We start from the raw sequence: 20,117 nt of genomic DNA on the forward strand, positions 1-20,117 counted from the left end.
GAGTGGAAAATATAAAGACAGAGAATTTAACATTTTGAAGATTTAACCTAATAAAAAAATAGATACAATGAGAACGGCAAACAAAGTAGCTGCAGTCACTATACTTTTCTGGCTCATGAAAATTGTAGCGACCACCTTAGGAGAGACCCTTGGAGATTTTATTTCCATGACTCTGAATTTAGGTTACACTAAAGGAATTCTGATTACCTTATTCTTTTTCATCTTTATACTATCTATACAACTCCGTATCAAAAAATATATTCCGGCAGTGTACTGGCTGGTGATTATCGGAACAACCACACTGGGAACAGAAATTTCAGATTTTATTGATAGAACATTAAAAGCCGGGTATTTAGCAGGAAGCCTTATCCTTTTTTCCGGGCTCTTACTTTCACTTTTTTTTTGGTATAAAAAGTATAACAATCTTGATGTATATCCCATTTTTGAAAGAAATAAAGAATTCTATTACTGGACAGCCATTTTGTTTTCTAACAGTCTTGGAACTGCATTCGGAGATTTCCTGAGTGATAATTTGGGACTTGGATATATGACGGGAGCTTTTATTACCGGATTGATCATTTTAATCGTTGTACTGCTTCATTATTTTACCAAAATCAATCATGTTGTGCTGTTTTGGATTGCCTTTGTATTTACAAGACCCTTTGGAGCTACGTTTGGGGATCTCTTAACCAAACCGATTGCAAAAGGAGGCTTTGATTTGGGAACCATCAATGCCTCTTTGGTATCTATTTTCTTAATGGTAGTGATGATTCTTATTTCACAACGAAAACACAATAACAAACAAGCTCTTCAAAACTGAAATTTTATACAATAAGTAATTAAAGACCTAATTATAATGAATCGATCGAAATTTTTACTTTTCCCAACTGTTGCTCTCTCTTCTATGATTACAGCACAAGTCACTTCTGTAACCTTTTCCGGAAAAGTAACTACCAAGGATAAGGAAGTACTTCGTTATTCCAATATTATTTTAAAAAAGGAAAAAGATACAGCATTTGTTGCCGGAACCATCACCAATGAAGAGGGAAGGTTTTCTATTGCTGGGGTAAAACCGGATCATTATCTTCTGGAGACCTCTATGGCAGGATATGATACGCAAAGACAATCGGTGTTTATCGGGAGTCTTTCTGAATTTTTAGAGATCCCAACAATAGAACTCAACCGAAAACAGGAAAAGGAAACAACAATTGAAGAAGTAGTGGTATCTGCTTCTAAAAAAAATGAACTGGATAACAAGCTTGATAAAAAAACGTATTCTGTAGCGGATAATATCAGCCAAAGTGGAGGATCCGTACTGCAAAGTATGCAGAACCTTCCCGGTATTACTGTACAGGATGGAAAAGTACAATTGAGAGGAAATGACAAGGTAACCGTTCTTATTGACGGTAAGCAGACCGCTCTTACCGGATTTGGAAGCCAGACAGGACTTGATAATATTCCGTCTTCAGCTATTGATAAAATTGAAATTATCAACAATCCTTCTTCAAAATATGATGCCAACGGTAATGCCGGAATCATCAATATCATCATGAAGAAAAATAAACAGAATGGCTGGAACGGGAAAGTAGGCTTTACCACAGGGCTGGGTTCATTGTGGGTAAGAAAAGAGAACTTACCAACCATCAGACCTCAATATACATTGACTCCTAAAATTAATCCGTCTCTTTCTCTTAACTATAGAAAAAATAAGGTCAATCTATTTCTACAAGCCGATAATTTATACACGGAAACGCTGAATAAAAATGAATTTGTAACCCGTACTTACGATGATGGAACGGTTATCAATTCTCAGCTGAAAAGGAACAGAAATACCAATTTCTTTACTACAAAAGCAGGATTAGACTGGAATATTGATGAACACAATACGTTGACGGTTTCAGGAATGTACGGAAGTGAAAAAATTATTGACCGTGGAGATCAGCCATTTTTTAACGGAGATCAATCTCAGCGCCTTCGTCTGTGGCAATTTCTGGAAGATGAGCTGAAAACGACAATCATGGGGAGTGCCTCTTATCAGCATAAGTTTAAAGAAGCAGGTCATTTATTAAATGTTGGATTCAATTATACATTTCACAGGGAAGATGAAAAATATTTCTATGATAATTACTTACCGGCTTCTACCGGAACCGATGCTTTTAAACTTTTGTCAGATGAGCAGGTATATGATTTCAATGTAGATTATATCAAGCCGTTAAAATATGGAAGAATTGAAACAGGAATTAAACTGAGAAGCAGAAGTATCCCTACCAATATGAACTTTATTCCCGGAGCAAATTCAGTACTGGATGTATCGGCTGGGGGTAAAGCGGACTATAAAGAATTTATTCCGGCCGTCTATGGAAACTATATTTTTGAGAATGAAAAATGGGAAGCAGAACTTGGATTAAGATTAGAATACGTAAAAATTGAATATGATGTGAACCCTAATCATCCTACTTATAAAAGTGATGGATATAATTATACTCAGCCATTTCCCAATTTTAGATTAGCTTATAAACTTAACGATCGTAACAAGTTTTCAGTATTTTATAACAGAAGAGTAGACCGTCCGAATGAGGTAGATATCAGAATATTTCCAAAATATGATGATGCCGAAATCATCAAGGTTGGAAATCCGGCATTAAGACCACAGTTTACGAATTCCATTGAATTGGGATATAAATATAATTGGGATAACGGATATTTATATTCTGCCCTGTATCACCGCTTTGCGAATGGAACCATTACCAGGATCTCCAGCATTGTACCAGGCAGTAATCTGATCTATGCCATCTTTCAAAATGCAGACAAAAGTTATAATACAGGGTTAGAAGCAATATGGAATCAAAAGGTTTCTGATGTATATTCATTCAATATCAATGGAAATATCTATCGCAACCAGATCAATGCCTTTACCGTTCAAAATTTATACCCTGAACCTAATACATTTTCTGCTGATAGACAAACCGCAGTGTCCGGAAATATAAAGCTGAATAATATTTTTCGTTTTTCAAAAGGGCTGAATCTTCAGGCTACAGCAGTTTATCTGGCACCGGATGTTATTCCTCAAGGAAAAATAAAAGCAAGATTCACTATGGATATTGGATTGAAAAAAGCAATTCAAAAAGGAAAAGGAGAGCTTTTCTTAAATGCTTCTGATCTCCTCAACACTATGGTTATTAAGAAAAATATTCAGGGGATGGGGTTTGCCTATACCAGCAATGACTATTACGAAACCCAGGTTGTAAGACTGGGATACAGTTATAAGTTTTAATTTAAAACCAATCTACGTCAAATGAAAAGGTCCTGTCAAAAATTACTGATCTATCTACTAGTTTTCACCTCAGTTATTAGCAAAATCAATGCTCAGAATAATGATACTATTATTGTTGAGCCTAAGCAAGATAGCCTGTCTGCTATCCATACCAATAAACTGAATTATAAAAGTTTGATTATTCCTGCAGTGTTTATCAGTTATGGAGTAGCGGGTTTAACATCAGATAAGCTTAAACAGCTTAATTTTTCTACCCGTACAGAGATTAATGAACATCAACCGGCACGAATGAACCTGGATAATTACACCCAATATGCTCCTGCAGTGATGGTATACGGATTGAATGCTATAGGAATAAAAGGAAAACATAACCTGAGAGACCGAACGATTATCTATGCTTCTTCACAGCTGATTTCTGCAGCGTTTACTATGCCTTTAAAATATCTAGTCAAAGAAGAGAGACCCGATGGATCAAACACACTTTCTTTTCCCTCCGGACATTCTGCGACGGCTTTTTCTTCAGCTCAGTTTATGTTCAGAGAATATAAGGATACCAATTTCTGGCTCAGCCTTTCCGGATATCCGTTCGCTATATTTACAGGAGTATATCGAATGTTGAATGACAAACATTGGCTGGGAGATGTTGTTGCAGGTGCTGGATTTGGAATTCTATCCACAGAATTGGCCTACTGGCTTTTCCCAAGGATTGATACTATGCTGCGTGGAAAAAGTAAAGCTAAAAACCTCTCAAGTTCTACAATGGTTATGCCTTTCTATCAGAATAAAATAGTAGGAATAGGATTGGTGAAGAATTTCTGACCTCATTTTTAAGGCATTAAGTAGTATTAAGATTTTAAAGATAAGGTTTAAATACATTTGAATGAAGCTTTTTTAAGGACATTTAAATACAAAAAATTGATAAACAGACTCGGCGGCCTTGGGCCGCCGAGTCCTCATATTCAGACTAAAAATATTGTTCATTGATTAAAAAAAACAAATTTTCAAAAATTAACTTTCTGGTATAAAATTGCAACTTCACATGCAGAATAAGCAAATCTTTCTATAATTTTAAAATAGATTAGAATTGTTGATATTTATTTCTTTATAAATTATAATTTTGCACGTCAAAATAAACTAAAAAACCATGAAATTCAATTACAAAAAAATGCTGCCTGTATTGGCTGGGCTCTTTTTCTCAGGCTTTAGTATGGCACAGGCTCCAGCTATAGAGTGGCAAAAATCTTTAGGAGGAACAGGAAGTGACTATGCAAGCTCTATCATTCAAACAGCAGATGGAGGATATATGATTTCCGCAACTTCTGCTTCCAATAATGGTAATGTAACCGGAAATCACGGAAATTCAGATTACTGGCTCATAAAATTAAATGCAACAGGAACTCTTCAATGGCAAAAATCTTTGGGAGGAACAGGAAACGACTATGCAAGCTCTATCATTCAAACGGCAGATGGCGGATATGTGGTTGCCGGAACTTCCGAATCAAACAATGGTGATGTGACAGGAAATCATGGATTTACAGATGGATGGGCTTTAAAATTAAATTCTGATGCCGGAGTTATTTATTGGAAAAAAGCTTTTGGAGGAACCAATTATGATGCTATCAGTAAAATGATCTCAACAACAGATGGTGGATATCTATTTGTGGGAAGCTCTTCTTCAAATAATAATGGTGATGTACCCGGAAATAATGGGTATATAGACTATTGGATCGTAAAAATAAATTCTGATGGAAATGTCCAATGGAAAAAATCTTTAGGAGGAACAGGAGATGACAGAGCTACTTCCGTTGTTCAAACTACAGACGGTGGGTATGTAGTTGCCGGATATGCCGAAAACAACAATGGTGATGTAACAGGAAACCATGGAGGGAAAGATTACTGGATCATAAAATTGAATTCTGATGGCGGAGTGATTTATTGGAAAAAATCTTTAGGTGGTTCTCATCAGGATTTAGCAACATCTATTGTAAAAACTTCAGATGGAGGTTTTATTGTAGCAGGTCATGCTTTTTCTAATGATGGAGATGTAACGGAAAATCACGACGGAACTGATTACTGGGTTGTAAAAATAGATGCAACAGGAAACATCCAATGGCAAAAAGCTTTGGGTGGAAGCAAAGCTGACTTGGCTTCTTCTATTATTCAAGCCACTGATGGTGGGTATTTGGTTGTAGGAAGCACCGCTTCAAATGATGGTCAGGTAACAGGATATCATCCCCCTTCAGGATCAGGTACCGGAGAAATACCTCTTTCTTATGATTATTGGGCTGTAAAACTTACTCCTACAGGAAATATTCAATGGCAAAAATGCTTTGGAGGATCGGGAGTTGATAGTGCTAATTCTGTTATTCAAACTACAGACGGTGGATATATAATTGCCGGAGGCTCTAATTCAAACAATGGCGATGTAACAGTAAATAACGGAAATGATGATGTTTGGGTTGTAAAACTTGCTCCGGAAATTCAATTGGCTACTAACGAGGTTGTGAAAGATGATGCTGTTACCGCTAAGGTTTTTCCAAATCCAGCAAAAGATCACGTTACTTTAAAACTTGATTATTTTACACCTTCTATGGAGGTTTCAATCACAGATATGCTGGGAAAAACAGTTCATCAACAGAAATTGGATGGTTTAAAAACAAAGATCAATACAAGTCATCTTGGAAAAGGAGTTTACTTTTTGACGATCCCACATAGTACACAAAAACTGACAAAAAAAATCATTATAGAATAATATTTTATACTAAAAATGATAGAAACCACACTTTTTGTGTGGTTTTTTGCATTAAGAAGCCTTATATATAATTTTCATTCTGATGAAGGATAATCTAAACTGTAGATGAGATTCTTCCTTCGTCAGAATGACAGAGTAGAATCACTAAGAATAGAACTTATTATAAAAATTGTATATATAATTATTATTTAAAAAAGTTCCTCACACTACTTTTGCTTTTCGGATGATCTTTGCCAGCAGGGCAGGGAAGAAGCGTTTCAGGTAAACGCCCAATACTTCTTTGCCGCCAATGGCTTTTTGATTCTTCTTTTTTTCAATGGCATTCAGCATTTTTTTTGCAAAAATATCAACGGGCATTCCATTATTAGTGGCATCGTCCATTGTTCCCTGTAAAGAGCCGTCACCAGTTACTGCATGAATGGAAATATTGGTTTGTATAAATCCCGGGCAGATTATTGTTATCGAAATGTTTTGCGCATATAATTCTGCACGCAAAGCATCAAAGAATCCATGAAGAGCATGTTTTGCAGCTGCATAGCCACTGCGCATCGGAGCTCCGAAAATTCCCATAAGACTTGAAACTACAGCAACCTGTCCTCCTTTATTTTGAATCATATAGGGTACTACCGCTTTAGTTAATGCTACTGTCCCGATAAAATCAACATCCATTAAGCGTTTATCTATTTCAATATCAGTTTCCATCGCTAAAGAACGCTGGGATAGCCCTGCATTATTAATTAAAATATCTATTTTCCCAAAAGTTGCTATGGCTTTAGCGGCTATTGCAGGCATTTCTTTATAGTTCTTCAGATCTAATGGGATTACCGCATATTGATTCACGGTAAGCCCGATACTTTCTGCCACTTCATAGAGTTGTTCTTCATTTCTGGAAGAAAGAATCACTTTTGCATTGCTATTCTCTACTAATTCTTTTACCAAAGCTTCCCCAATTCCTGATGAAGCTCCTGTGATCCAGACTACTTTATCATTGTAATAGTTGCTCATTGTATGTCTTTATTCATTTGAATTATCATTTTAATCCGGCAATATACTTTCCGGCTTTCATTCCTGAAAAAATACATCCACCTAAAAATGTTCCTTCTAATGCCCGGTAACCATGCATGCCACCACCACCAAAACCTGCGACTTCACCTGCTGCATAAAGCCCTTCAATAGGACTATCATCTTCTTTTAAAACCTGCCCGTTCAGATTGGTTTTTATCCCACCTAGTGTTTTTCGGGTTAAAATATTAAGCCGTACTGCAATTAAAGGTCCATTTTCAGGCAATAAAATCTTATGCGGAGCAGCAACCCTTCCAAGTTTATCTCCTAAATAACTTCTGGTACTCCTGATATAATTAACCTGTGTATCCTTTGAAAATTTATTATCCAGTTCTCTGTCTCTGGCTTCGATCTGGGATTTTATCTTTTCATAGTTCAGAAGATGATTACCTGCCAGTTGATTCATTTTCTCCACCAGGTCTTTCAGATTATCTGATACAATGAAGTCTTTACCATGCTCTTTAAAGGCTTCTACAGGACCGGGAGCTTTCTTGCCAAAAATCCTTTTCAGAAAAAGGGAATAGTCTTTATTGGTAATATCCGGATTCTGTTCTGAACCAGAGAGTGCAAATTCTTTTTTAATGATTTTTTGTGTGAGAATAAACCAGGAATAAGAATATCCTGTATCCTGAATGTATTTTAATGTTCCTAAAGTATCAAATCCTGGCAGGAAAGGAGCAGGAAGACGTTTTCCTATAGCATCAAACCATAGGGAAGAAGGTCCCGGAAGTATTCTTATCCCGTGATTCGGCCAGATGGGATTCCAGTTTTGGAGCCCTTCCGTATAATGCCACATCCTGTCACGATTGATGATATCAGCGCCTACATCTTCAGCAATACCAATCATTTTACCATCCACATAAGCAGGAACTCCACACACCATATTTTCCGGAGGTGTTCCTAATCTTTCGGGCCAGTTTTTTCTTACCAATTCATGATTGGCTCCTATACCTCCTGAGGCAATTATTATATGGGGTGCAGAATATTCAAATTGTGAAATAATATTTCTATTGGTGGCAACACCTCTTTCCTGCGCATCATTTTCCAGAATATCACCTCTCAGGCCAAGTACCTTTCCGTTTTTGACGATCAGTTCTGTAACTCTATGCCTGAACTTCATCTCTAACAGTCCTTTTTCTTTCGCTTTGTATACTTTCTCAACAAAGGGTTTTACTACACCTGTTCCTGTTCCCCAGCTTACATGAAAACGGGGAACAGAATTTCCGTGTCCCGTGGAAGATCCATCACCCCGCTCTGCCCAGCCTACCATAAACATCAATTTGATTCCCAACTTGGAAATGTAATCATACTTTTCACCAGCAGCAAATTTCAGATAGGCTTCTGCCCATTTGCGGGGCCAGTAATCTTCATAACGGTCAAAACCAGCAGTTCCTTTCCAGTCCTGTAAGGCCAATTCATAGGAGTCTTTAATTCCCATTCTCCGTTGTTGGGGGGAATTGATCAGGAAAAGACCTCCAAATGACCAGAAAGCCTGTCCGCCAATATTCTGTTCAGTCTCCTGATCCAGAAGCATTACTTTTTTTCCGGCATTTGTGATTTCCATTGCCGCAGTAAGCCCTGCCAATCCGGTTCCTATGATAATCGCATCAGGCTGGAATGTTTCTTCCATGATAAAGGTATTTTTTTAGTTCACAATACTTTATATAAATGTATAAAATATCTGGATTTAAATAAGCAAAGCACTTTCAAAAATCATAAGAAATTAGCATACATAGCTATAGGATTAGAAATCAATGAATACGTTTTAGGTTAAAGGCCCAAATTCAACACTGGCGCCAAGCTCTTCCAATTGCTTACGGTCATATTCAAGCCATTTGCTGTACCCGGTTTTGAATAATATTTTTGGCTTTTTACTGAGCTCAAGAGCTTCGGTTCCGGAGATACCAAACTCTTTTTTCAGTAATGCAATGACCTTCATTTTATTAGGCCCAATATCAGTAATGTACAAACGGGCTTCTGAACCTATTAATTCATATATTTCTATTGGCTCCTCTGACTCTTCTTCCTCTTCGCTTTCTTCTTCAATACTTGTATAGACTTCTTTCCATAAAGGATTTTCCAGATCTATATTTTCATCAAAATAATCAATTAGACTCGTTTTATCAGCTCTTAAGTTTTGAATCTCATTCAATATTTTATGAAATACTTTCAAACTTTCAGCAACTTGTATAGGTTCCCAATTTCCCTGTCCGTGATAGGCGAAATATATAGGAAAATCATGTTTAGCTTCATTTAAATCAATAAAAAAAGGATCTGCAAAATAATTGGATGCTAAAACAATCCAGCTTGGTTTAAATTCTCCAGGAGCATTACCCGTCAGATCTTTATTTTCTACCGAATTGTAATGGTACCCATCCTGGAAATAATAAATATATTCCACAGAAGCATAATTTTCCGGTAAGGCAATTCCTTCAATAATGACAGGTTCTTTCAAAAACTGCAGAATAGGGGGAAAAGAAGCTATTGTCTGAGCTAAAATTGTATTTTCTTTTTGTTTTCTCTCAATATCCGCCTCTGAAATGGTATTTTGTATTCTTTCAAAAGGAAATTTTCGTTGCATCCAATGCATCAGATCCCGATCCAAAACTTCAAAATACTTTTCCTGCAATGTTCCATACGAACTCAGATAGACTTTTGTATTTCTGCCATCTTTTGATATAACAGCAACCTGTCCTCCGGAATCGTCTGCAATCGGAATATATCCGGGAATAAATTCTTCAAATTCATAAGTATCATAGCGCTCCTGAATATCTTCCATAGTACGGAATACACGGACTACATCAGCAACGATCTCATCGTTGAATTTTTTAGTAAAAACTTTTATAAAGTTGGTCCAATGTTCAGGAGGATTGATTTTCATAGAATAAAAAGAAAATTTATTTTAAATCAGAAAAGGTACTTTGAAATACCTAAAACCACAATCCATACTTGGCTATGATTTGTTTTTCACCACTAAATTACAAAAAGAGAATTCATTTGAAGTTTTATCTTTGTTAAAAATCATATTACAATGGAAAAACCTAAACCTTATCCGGTATTTGCCGTAGATAAAGATGGAAACCGATACAGCATTGACGCAGCATCTATTATCATACAGCTTGAAGAAGACGAGATTGAGATATCCTTACTCCCGCCACATCCTGTTTTCCAGGGAAAACTGACATTGACTACAGGTTCTGCTATTCAGGGACGGGAGCAGGAGAGAGGAGCTGGTACCCGACTGATTATAGAACCGGGAGCTTCTAATGTAGTCCATATTACTCCAAAAAAGAATGAAAACCTCTAAAATACCTGTAATAATCAGGAAACAGGCTCTGAAACCTTTTAAAGTTCAACAAATCATTTATATATTTGTGAAAAATAGAAGTATGAAGTATTTGTTTATGATGGTGTGCTTTGTGTGCTCCATTTTCAGTCAGGCACAACAAACACAGGATCCGTGGAAAGACAGTCAGCTGATGGATCCGGCATTATTAGCCTCAAGAATTGTAAAGCACAAGACTAAGGATTTATTAATCATTTCTGTAGGTCCTGAAGCTATCATTAAAGGTTCGGTAGACATTGGTCCGACCCATGAGCCGGAAAACCTGGAAAAATTAAGAATTTATCTTAAAGACATTCCTAAAAATAAGGAAATTGTAATCTATTGTGGATGCTGTCCTTTTGTAAAATGTCCGAACATCCGTCCTGCATTTAATGTATTGATGGAGATGGGCTTTAAAAACGCCAAGCTTTTAAATCTTCCTAAAAATATAAAAACCGATTGGCTGGATAAAGATTATCCAACAAATGATTAATATGAAAACAAGTTTTATTATATTGTTTTTGGGCCTGTTTTCTGGATTTGCATTCGCTCAAAACAAAATTGAAATAGGGAAGAAGGCTCCTGAAATAACAATGTCTAAACCGGATGGATCTTCATTTTCACTTTCAAGCCAAAAAGGAAAACTTATCCTTATTGATTTTTGGGCAACCTGGTGTGCTCCGTGTGTAGGAGAACAACCTGAACTGAAAAAGCTGTATGAAACTTATTCGGATCAGGTGAAAACCAATAAGTTTGAAATTGTGGGTGTTTCTTTAGATAAAAATAAAGAAAGCTGGCAGAAAGCTATTGACCGATTTACGATCAACTGGATACAGATCAGTGATTTAAAATTCTGGAAGAGCCCTGTTGCAAAAGCTTATGAAATAGATGAACTTCCTTTTAATGTTATTATTGATGGCGAAGGGATGATTATTGCGAAGAATCTTCATGAAAAGGAACTTGAAGAATTTTTAAAGAAAAATTTAGGTCAAAATTAAGACCGAAAGAATAACAATACAAAAGAGTGGTCAGGATGGCCACTCTTTTTACATTGACAGCTATTTGTGCATTAGAATCGACGCTGAATTTAGCTATTCTCACCAATCAGAAAATTATAGAGGGAAATATTTTCCAATTGATGAGTTTTTTCAGTCAAGTTTCATTAATTTCTGTAATTAATACTGTAAAAATAAGAATTTAATTTATAAAAATCACAATTAAGGGAATAATTAAAATGTTAATTTACCTTTAAATAAGCAATAAATCATTAATAAAAGAGGAGTAAATAAATAGAAACATTTGTTAACTATCAGAAATAAAATAAGTTATAACAGATCATAAAGAATGATTTTTAATCAATGAAAAGAATTTCGTATGCTGTTAAAAGCAATTGATATATGATAAAACCTACTATTTCTACATGATAACTACCTTAGTTTCATGAAAAATAACTACTACCTGAGACTTGCACTCTCTGTTATCCTGTTTATGCATAGTGTAATCTCTATTTTGAGTGGAGATGTCAATCGTTTTGGCATAAACTATCTGGATATGATAGGATTCTCTCCAATAGGGCTGTATATAGCCTGGATAGTAAAGCTTATCCATTTTGCTTCCGTTTTCCTAATTTGGATAGATCGATGTATAAAACCTGTTGCTATTTGTAACATCCTGATCTTTGTGTTAGGGATCTACTTTATTCATTGGGAAAATGGTTGGTTTGTGGTAGGCGGAGGAACTAATGGGATCGAATTTAATGTTCTGTTAATTTTCAGTTTTATCAATCTCATGTTTCCTAAAATTATCTTAAGGAATAAAGTAGGGTAGTTTATAGATAGATCGCAGACATTGATAGACTTTATATTTCTATATTTGACTGAATCTTATTATTTTATATTTTTAAATGGCAATAAGTGTAACATCAGATCGTAAATCTAAACTAAAAATTCATCTGTTTTTTTGGATATTGTATTATATTCTGGAAGTTTATCTTGACTTTTACTGGTCCAGATACCAGTTTCCGGATTTCATCTGGCAGTTGAGACTTCAGAATACGCTTATTCTTGAATTGGGTTATTTATTGATTAAAATTCCTCTTGCCTATTCCTTGTTGTATGTATATGAAAAGATACATTTTACTAAGGTTATTCAATGTATTTTCTATGTTCTGATCGTGATACTGGCAGTTTTAGGACACCGGATTTTCACTCATTATATTATTTATCCTTGTATCTATGGTGTTATAGAGACTTTAGACAGCAAACAGCCTTCCGGATTTATCAACGGTCTGGTTGCTTTCAATTCCTTTATGGATCTTATTTTTATGGTAGGACTGGTTTTCGGGGTAGAGATTACGAGGCAGAAAAACATGCTGAAAGAGCAGATTTCTCAATTGAAATCGGAAAAGCTGGATCAGGAACTTACAATGTTAAAAGCCCAGATCAATCCTCATTTCCTATTCAATACACTGAATAATATCTACGGAATGGCTCTTAAAAAGGCAGATGAAACCCCTGATGCTATTCTCCAGCTTTCCAAAATCATGCGGTACAATATTTATGAAGCTGCTGAAAAAAATATTTCTATAGAAAAAGACCTTGAGAATATTAAGGATTATATACAGATTCAGAAAATAAGACATCATCATCTTAGTGTACATTTACAGGAAAATATTGACAATCCTGCTCAGGAAATTTCACCGCTCATCCTGATTCAGTTTGTTGAAAATGCTTTTAAACATGGTATTTCCGAAAGTCTGGGAGATTCTTATATCACCATTGATATTGAACTGAAAAACGGAATTCTTACCTATCGTATTGAAAATTCCAAAGAAGAAATACCCCATCAGCATTCTACAAAAATAGGACTTAAAAACATCCGCCGTCAACTTGAACTGCTTTACCCTAAACACAAGCTAACTGTGAACGACAAAAGTGACCGATATATGGTTCAACTCAAAATTGATTTCAATGATACATCCAGCCTCTAAAAAATACAATTGCATTATTGTAGAAGACGAACCCATTGCTGCAGAAATACTGGAAACTTTTATTTCCCGTGATCCGGAACTGAATTTTATAGGAAAGTGTTCCGATGCCGTGCATGCAAGTAATCTTTTGAGCATTCACGAGGTAGACCTTATGCTTTTAGATCTTCATCTTCCTGTAGTAAAAGGTTTTGATTTTTTGAAACAACTGAAGAATCCTCCATTTGTCATTGTAACAACAGCCTATCATCAATATGCAATAGAAGGCTATGAACTGGATATTGCAGATTATTTACTGAAACCCATTCCTTATGAACGGTTTGTTACAGCTGTTGGTAAGTTTAAATATTTAATGGAAGCCGAAGATGCTTTGCTGGAAATATCTGAGCGTGACCATATTTTCATCAGCAGTGGTAAAAAACAGATCAAAATCATTCTTCAGGACATTTTTTATATCGAAAGTTTAAGGGAATACATTCATATCCATACCAAAACGGAGACTTTCACTTTTAAAATGCCGATAAGCAGGATAGAGCAAAGTCTGAATCCTAACATGTTTACCCGTATTCATAAATCTTATATTATTTCCAAACATAAGATAGAGGTGAAATCAGCAAATATTGTACAGGTTAAAGGGAAAAAACTTCCGATTGGGAGGACTTATAAACCGTTTATTGATTGGTAACCTATTTGATTAAGCTTGATCCTATTTAAAAACAATTCATAGACCCTAATTTCTCTTTGATAGATGTTTTTTTCAATTTGATAATTATTTATTGATCTTTGAAATAATAATAAATGATTAGAGAATGGATGTAGGAAGAAATGATCTAAACTATCTTATCACAATAAAATCATTACTAAGAAAACATCTCCTACTGATGTGGACTTTTACTAAAGCATAATAAAAGTAAATATAATGTAGTTGGTTTATTATTCTAATGTTGAATAATGGTTTGGCTTAATGATTAGCAATAATCTTAAGCCATTTTTTATTTAAAAAAGTTTAAGTCCAACGATTCCCACTACGATCAATAATGCGGATAATAATCTCAAAATACTTGCCGAGTCCTGGAAAAATACAATTCCCACCAATAACGTTCCTACTGCACCTATTCCCGTCCACACAGCATATGCTGTTCCAATGGGAATACTTTTTTGAGCATACCAGAGAAATCCGCCACTAACTGCCATACATGCAATCGAAAACATGATCCAACCCCATTTATTATTTTCAGGTTGCTGAGATAGCTTAAGACCCAACGGCCATCCGATTTCAAAAATTCCTGCAATAATTAACGCAATCCAGTTCATATTATTTATTTTAATGATTAGGAATGAAGATCTATGATTAAGTTTTACTGCTCTTTAATAGGCTATTTCATCCTTCATAATTACCCTGCAAAGGTACCTGGATCTTTTCATATTCAGAGCGATAAACTAAGTGACCCTGCAAAAAAGGCAGATAAATCGTATCATATTAAGAATGAAACGATAAAATCTTACCTCCAACCTAAGGTTGAGTAACTGGAATATTGATATCTTTAAGCTATAAAAATGAGAACAGATGTATCTTATTTAATTTACTTCAAATATGTTAACAGATATTATTATTTCAAATCTAGATGTTATTTTTTGTGGGATTAATCCCGGTTTAAAATCTTCTAATGATGGGCATCATTTTTCAGGGAGAAGCAACCGTTTTTGGAAGGTTCTTCATCGGTCAGGGTTTACCTCTTACGAAATTGAAGCAGTAAATGATACTTCAATTTTAGACTTTGGATGTGGTTTGACAACAGCGGTTGCAAGAGCTACGTCACGGGCAGATGAGCTATCAAAAGAAGAATTTGATGATGCACTTGAAGCTTTTACAGCCAAAATAACGGAATTTCAACCTCAATATATAGCTTTTCTTGGTAAAGCAGCCTATAAAGCATTTTCTAAAAAGAAAGAAATTCAATGGGGGCTACAGTCAGAGGATTTTTGTGAGGCGAAAGTTTGGGTGTTACCTAATACGAGTGGTTTAAACCGAGGCTTTTCTCTGGATGATCTTGTTGTTTATTATAAAGAGCTTTATCAGGCCATTCATCCCTTATAAAATCTATATTGTATTCGGTTTGCTCACATATTTATTTCCCTTTATAAAAAAACGCCATGGTAACAGAGCATCTTCCTGCGCATAAGCAACTCCTATACGAGGTCCGGCAACAATATTATCAGCAGAATACTGAATCCCATGATCCTCAATCCAGATTTCAGATCCGTTCAGATCTTTTTTATTCAATGAGCGGTCAATCCCCAATGCTTTAGCAGCAGATCCGGGACCGGCCGAAATCGCAGCTTTGGAAGCCGGCATATTTCTCCTGAGTTCCATAATTTCCATCCCGATTAACGGCTCAATAGCTCTCACGAGAACCGCATGCGGTTCATCATCCACAGAAGTCACTACATTGAAAAGATGATGAATTCCATAGCATAAGTACACATAGGAAACTCCTCCATGGCTGTACAATGTTTCTGTACGATCTGTACGCCTTCCACCATAAGCATGAGAAGCTTTGTCTGATATTCCATTGTAGGCTTCAGTTTCTACGATGATTCCAGCTGTTATTTCGTCATTAATTTTTGTAAAGAGCACTTTACCCAGAAGATCCTGAGCCAGAAAAAGAACATCTTGATTAGAATAGTAGGAGAGTGGTAGTTTCAAGGGGTTTATTTTAGAGATAGGGTTACTCAAAATTAGTGATAATTTGTTAAATGAAAGAATGGAAGATAGGAAGATGGAAGATGGAAGCTGGAAGTTACTATTCCGTTTATAACTTCTGAATGACATTTTAACTTCTTCTTAAAAGTAGTAAAAAGAAATCACATTGCTTTCTCGTTTCAAGTACTTCCAGCTTCCAGCCTCCATCTTCCTTACTCAAAAAAAGCCCCACATTACTGTGAGACTTCTATTGCATAACTTATCTTCCTCCCGGAGGACAATGTTCTTTTAAGTATTTGGTAAACATTGTAGCCAGGTGCAATGATGTTCCTTCACCTTCACTGATAGAGTGGGTTCTGTTAGGGTAGGACATCAGTTGAAACTGTTTATTATATTTTACCAATTCATTAATGTAAACTTCTGTGTTTTGGTAATGCACGTTATCATCACCTGTTCCATGAACCAGTAACAGATTTCCTTTAAGATTTTTAGCATAAGCCAGAGGAGAACCGTTTACAAAATCTTCTCTGTTTTCCTGTGGAAGGCCCATATAACGTTCCTGATAGATATTATCATAGAATAATTGGTTGGCCACGGGAGCAATAGCAATTCCGGTCTGGTAAATATCAGGATATTGCCCTAAAAGGTTTAATGTGGAAGAACCACCACCGCTCCAGCCCCAAACAGCCACTCTTGAAGTATCCACATAAGACCATTTTGCAAACAGCGCTTTTGCTCCCATAGCCTGATCACGGATATTAAGCTGTCCAATTTTACGGTAAATCGATTTTCTCCATTCACGTCCTTTAGGAGCAGGAGTTCCACGGTTTTCAAGGGAAACATATAAATAGCCATCCTGGGCCATATCGCCAATGTATAAACCATTTCGGCCGGCATTGAAATTATCTGTTACCGTTTGTGATCCCGGTTCTCCGTAAACCAGGAAAACAATCGGATATTTTTTGTTGGGATCAAAGTTTTTAGGTTTTACCACCCATCCGTCTAATGTAGCTCCGTCTTGGGTTGTTATCTGGAAAAACTCAGCTTTAGATCTTGCCGGATCTGCTTTTAAAATACTCTTAGCAGCTACAAGCTCTTTATGTTGCGGCAATGATACCACGGCACCTGTTGAACGCGAGTTTACGTTGCTATTATTAAACATAGCAATTTTTCCGTTCGGAGATATGGTATATTGATTAGATCCGGTGTACGCTTCAGGAGTTATCTTGTTGGCTTTTCCGCCTTGCATACTTACTTTATATAAATATTTCTGAGCAGCATTGTCAGGGGAAGCCAAAAAGTAAATCAGCTTATTCTGAACATCAAAAAATTCAGGTTTTATCACATCGAAAGCATCTTTTGTAATCAATGTTTCTTTGCCATTCATATCTATCTTATAAATATGTCTCCATCCGTCTTTTTCAGAAAGCCACAGAAATTCTTTACCATTGTTAATCCAATCCCAGCCACTTGGGTCATTCTCATTCCAGCGGGATTTTATATCAATCCATGAACTATCTGTTTCTGTATAAATGGTTTTACTGCTTCCGGACTGAGCATCTGCTACCATAATTTTACTCTGATTCTGTTTTCTGTTCAGTTGCTGTAGAATAATAGATTTAGAATCCAGCACCCATTCCATTCTGGGAATATAATGTTGTACTTCGTCGCCTTCAATGTTTGCTTTCTTCGAAGATTTTGAGGCAAGATCATAGAACCAGATGCTGCATCCTGAAGGATTTTCACCTACTTTCGGATATTCTACAGGAACGGTAAATGAATACAGACTGTCTGTATTATTAATCATCAGGAAGTTCTTTGTCCCTCGTGCATCCAGCTTCCAGTAAGCAATTTTGCTTCCGTCAGGAGACCATCTGAAACCATCCTGTGTACCAAATTCCTCTTCATAGGCCCAATCGAAAGTACCATTAATCATTCCATCTGTACCATCATTCGTAATTTTAGTAAGCTGATTATTGGAAAGGTCTTCAATGTAAATGTTGTGTTTAGATACATAAGCCACCTTTTTACCATCAGGAGAGAACTTGGCAAACATTAATGATGATGTGGGCAGATCTTTCCCAAGCTGAGTGAGCTTCTTAGTATTTTTATCAAAGATCCAGTAATCTCCACGCGTATTATCCCGCCAAACTTTCTGGGTATTGGTAAAAAGCAATAAGCTTTTGCCATCCGGTGATACCTGAAAGCTCTGTACTACTAAAGCGGTAGCACTTCCAGAAGGAATTAATTCATTATTACTTAAAAAAGACTGATCCTTTCCAGGATTCAGTACATCAATAATCCCAACGCCATTTTTAGTGAATGAATAATAAGCATTGCCATCAGGAGTCCATTGCGTCTTTTGTGCAGCCAATGGTGACAGACACAGGAAGTATAAAGCAATAGCCGTTATTTTTTTTATATTCTTCATATATTGAATCCGAATTAAGCTAAATGTTCTGCTCTGTAGTTTTCAATTTCATCAACAGTAGTAATCAGTCCGTTTCCTAGAAGTTTATAACCATCATCAGTAATCAGGAAATCATCTTCTACACGTACTCCGCCGAAGTTTCGGTATTCATTTACTTTATCATAATTAATGAATGCTGCATTTTTATTTTCAGCCTGCCAGATATCAATAAGCTCAGGAATCATATAAATACCAGGTTCTACGGTTACTACATATCCGGATTCTAAAGCTTTTCCTAAACGTAAAGATTTAAGTCCAAATGTTTTAGTGTCTTTTGGCTCTTCTTCGGTATATCCAATATACTGTTCTCCAAGATCCTCCATATCATGGACATCCAATCCCATCATATGTCCCAGTCCACATTGGAAAAACAGAGTATGAGCATTGTTTTTTACGGCCTCTTCAGGATTTCCTTTCATCAATCCCAGATCAACAAGTCCTTCTACCAGATATTCAGAAGCTTTCAGATAAATATCTTTAAATTTAACTCCAGGCTTCAAAAGATGATGAGCATTATTGAATGAATTCAGCACAATCTCATAGATCTCTTTTTGTTTTGTGCTAAAGGTTTTGCTTACCGGAAATGTTCTGGTCAAGTCTCCTGCATATCCCATTGCCGTTTCTGCACCTGAATCATTAAGGAAAAGATCTCCTTCCTTCAACGTATTAAGACGGTAATGATTATGTAATATTCCTCCGTTTATAGTAACGATCGGTGGATAAGACATCTGGCATTCTTTATTAGCAGCAAGGTATTGAATCGCATTGGCTATTTCATATTCTTTAATCCCTGGTTTTGCCATTCTCATCGCCAGTAAATGCATTTCATTAGATACATTTACAGCTTCTTCTATTTGTACAATTTCCTGAGCTTCTTTTATAGAACGTTGTTTTACAACAGATTTAATCATCTCCACAGAAGGCTGCAATTCTGCTATTTTAATACCTAAAAGATCAGTCAATAAAATTTTATTGGAAGATTGATAGGGTGGAAGGTAGTGTACTTTTCTGCCTGATGATTGTGCTTTTAAAAGATATTGAGAAAGTTCTGCATATGGTAAAGTTTCCCGCACCCCCGATTTTTGACTTTTCTCTTTCAACGTTTCTTGTCTGCCCATCCATACGATGTCATCAATACTCAACTCATCTCCAAAAACAATGGTCTTATTTTCATCAATATCAATAATAGCCGCAATCTTTGGTTCCTGAATTCCGAAATAATACAGAAAAGTACTGTCCTGACGGAAGTAATAAGGATTATGTTCAAAATTAACAGGATTTTCTATATTTCCTAGAAACAATAGAATTCCACTCGCCACATTGTTCTGTAATACGGCTCTTCTGTCTTGATAAGTCTTTGATGAAAACATATATTATGAATAGTTTTTATTTTAAAAGGTTAAAGTTACGATTTTGTACTATTTACAACCCTTTATTCATTAAAATAATAAGTATGTAAAGTTTGGATTTTAATTTGATATTTAATGTTCATATTTTGCTTACATTCGGCAATATTTTAACATTCCTAATCATTGATCCCTTTA

General features: G+C 35.9%; 18 protein-coding genes. 11 read left to right on the forward strand and 7 right to left on the reverse strand.

Features of this window, described 5'->3' with window-relative positions; all coding sequences use genetic code 11:
* Window positions 1-67: 67 nt before the first annotated feature.
* The 4 genes from EL260_RS13750 (at window position 68) to EL260_RS13765 (ending at window position 6,026) form a co-directional block, all read left to right on the forward strand.
* Window positions 68-820, forward strand: a complete 753-nt coding sequence (locus EL260_RS13750) for a COG4705 family protein (protein ID WP_123855894.1) — start codon at window positions 68-70, stop codon at window positions 818-820.
* Between the two features lie 36 nt (window positions 821-856).
* Complete coding sequence (locus EL260_RS13755) at window positions 857-3,274, forward strand: TonB-dependent receptor domain-containing protein (protein ID WP_123855895.1); 2,418 nt, start codon at window positions 857-859, stop codon at window positions 3,272-3,274.
* A 21-nt stretch (window positions 3,275-3,295) separates the two neighbouring features.
* Window positions 3,296-4,093, forward strand: a complete 798-nt coding sequence (locus EL260_RS13760) for a phosphatase PAP2 family protein (RefSeq protein WP_123855896.1) — start codon at window positions 3,296-3,298, stop codon at window positions 4,091-4,093.
* A gap of 325 nt (window positions 4,094-4,418) precedes the next feature.
* Window positions 4,419-6,026 carry a T9SS type A sorting domain-containing protein gene (locus EL260_RS13765; RefSeq protein WP_123855897.1) on the forward strand — a complete coding sequence of 536 codons (1,608 nt, stop codon included), beginning with the start codon at window positions 4,419-4,421 and terminating at the stop codon, window positions 6,024-6,026.
* 201 nt (window positions 6,027-6,227) lie between these two features.
* Here the strand turns inward: EL260_RS13765 and EL260_RS13770 are convergent, their stop codons facing one another.
* The 3 genes from EL260_RS13770 to EL260_RS13780 all read right to left on the reverse strand — a co-directional run bounded on the left by EL260_RS13770 (window position 6,228) and on the right by EL260_RS13780 (window position 9,969).
* A complete protein-coding gene (locus EL260_RS13770; protein ID WP_123855898.1) occupies window positions 6,228-7,031 on the reverse strand; it encodes an SDR family oxidoreductase in 804 nt (267 codons plus the stop codon).
* Window positions 7,032-7,056: 25 nt separating this feature from the next.
* The gene (locus EL260_RS13775; RefSeq protein WP_123855899.1) at window positions 7,057-8,718 is read right to left on the reverse strand and encodes an FAD-binding dehydrogenase; all 1,662 of its coding nucleotides are present in this window, start codon (window positions 8,716-8,718) and stop codon (window positions 7,057-7,059) included.
* Between the two features lie 135 nt (window positions 8,719-8,853).
* Window positions 8,854-9,969 carry an SMI1/KNR4 family protein gene (locus EL260_RS13780; protein WP_123855900.1) on the reverse strand — a complete coding sequence of 372 codons (1,116 nt, stop codon included), beginning with the start codon at window positions 9,967-9,969 and terminating at the stop codon, window positions 8,854-8,856.
* A 150-nt stretch (window positions 9,970-10,119) separates the two neighbouring features.
* Here EL260_RS13780 and EL260_RS13785 point away from each other — a divergent pair, with 150 nt between their 5' ends.
* From EL260_RS13785 to EL260_RS13810, 6 genes are all read left to right on the forward strand, one after another.
* Window positions 10,120-10,395: a hypothetical protein gene (locus tag EL260_RS13785; protein WP_123855901.1), complete on the forward strand. Its 276-nt coding sequence runs from the start codon at window positions 10,120-10,122 to the stop codon at window positions 10,393-10,395.
* A gap of 82 nt (window positions 10,396-10,477) precedes the next feature.
* The gene (locus EL260_RS13790) at window positions 10,478-10,906 is read left to right on the forward strand and encodes a rhodanese-like domain-containing protein (RefSeq protein ID WP_123855902.1); all 429 of its coding nucleotides are present in this window, start codon (window positions 10,478-10,480) and stop codon (window positions 10,904-10,906) included.
* Window position 10,907: 1 nt separating this feature from the next.
* Complete coding sequence (locus EL260_RS13795; protein ID WP_228445455.1) at window positions 10,908-11,411, forward strand: TlpA family protein disulfide reductase; 504 nt, start codon at window positions 10,908-10,910, stop codon at window positions 11,409-11,411.
* A 442-nt stretch (window positions 11,412-11,853) separates the two neighbouring features.
* Window positions 11,854-12,240 carry a DoxX family protein gene (locus EL260_RS13800; protein WP_123855904.1) on the forward strand — a complete coding sequence of 129 codons (387 nt, stop codon included), beginning with the start codon at window positions 11,854-11,856 and terminating at the stop codon, window positions 12,238-12,240.
* A gap of 76 nt (window positions 12,241-12,316) precedes the next feature.
* The gene (locus tag EL260_RS13805; protein ID WP_123855905.1) at window positions 12,317-13,402 is read left to right on the forward strand and encodes a sensor histidine kinase; all 1,086 of its coding nucleotides are present in this window, start codon (window positions 12,317-12,319) and stop codon (window positions 13,400-13,402) included.
* On the forward strand, window positions 13,383-14,084 hold the full coding sequence (locus EL260_RS13810; protein WP_185145912.1) for a LytR/AlgR family response regulator transcription factor: 702 nt from the start codon (window positions 13,383-13,385) through the stop codon (window positions 14,082-14,084). The genes EL260_RS13805 and EL260_RS13810 overlap by 20 nt, the downstream gene beginning before the upstream one ends.
* A 311-nt stretch (window positions 14,085-14,395) precedes the next feature.
* Here the strand turns inward: EL260_RS13810 and EL260_RS13815 are convergent, their stop codons facing one another.
* Window positions 14,396-14,713 carry a DMT family transporter gene (locus EL260_RS13815; RefSeq protein ID WP_123855906.1) on the reverse strand — a complete coding sequence of 106 codons (318 nt, stop codon included), beginning with the start codon at window positions 14,711-14,713 and terminating at the stop codon, window positions 14,396-14,398.
* Between the two features lie 280 nt (window positions 14,714-14,993).
* Here EL260_RS13815 and mug point away from each other — a divergent pair, with 280 nt between their 5' ends.
* The gene (mug, locus tag EL260_RS13820; protein WP_126367220.1) at window positions 14,994-15,497 is read left to right on the forward strand and encodes a G/U mismatch-specific DNA glycosylase; all 504 of its coding nucleotides are present in this window, start codon (window positions 14,994-14,996) and stop codon (window positions 15,495-15,497) included.
* 3 nt (window positions 15,498-15,500) lie between these two features.
* On the opposite strand, the gene EL260_RS13825 is transcribed toward mug, so the two are convergent.
* From EL260_RS13825 to EL260_RS13835, 3 genes are all read right to left on the reverse strand, one after another.
* Window positions 15,501-16,106: a DNA-3-methyladenine glycosylase gene (locus tag EL260_RS13825; protein WP_123855907.1), complete on the reverse strand. Its 606-nt coding sequence runs from the start codon at window positions 16,104-16,106 to the stop codon at window positions 15,501-15,503.
* A gap of 256 nt (window positions 16,107-16,362) precedes the next feature.
* Window positions 16,363-18,534: a S9 family peptidase gene (locus EL260_RS13830; RefSeq protein ID WP_123855908.1), complete on the reverse strand. Its 2,172-nt coding sequence runs from the start codon at window positions 18,532-18,534 to the stop codon at window positions 16,363-16,365.
* Between the two features lie 14 nt (window positions 18,535-18,548).
* Window positions 18,549-19,943 carry an aminopeptidase P family protein gene (locus EL260_RS13835; protein WP_123855909.1) on the reverse strand — a complete coding sequence of 465 codons (1,395 nt, stop codon included), beginning with the start codon at window positions 19,941-19,943 and terminating at the stop codon, window positions 18,549-18,551.
* Window positions 19,944-20,117: the final 174 nt, after the last annotated feature.

Source organism: Chryseobacterium nakagawai (assembly GCF_900637665.1).
Taxonomy (GTDB): Bacteria; Bacteroidota; Bacteroidia; order Flavobacteriales; family Weeksellaceae; genus Chryseobacterium; species Chryseobacterium nakagawai.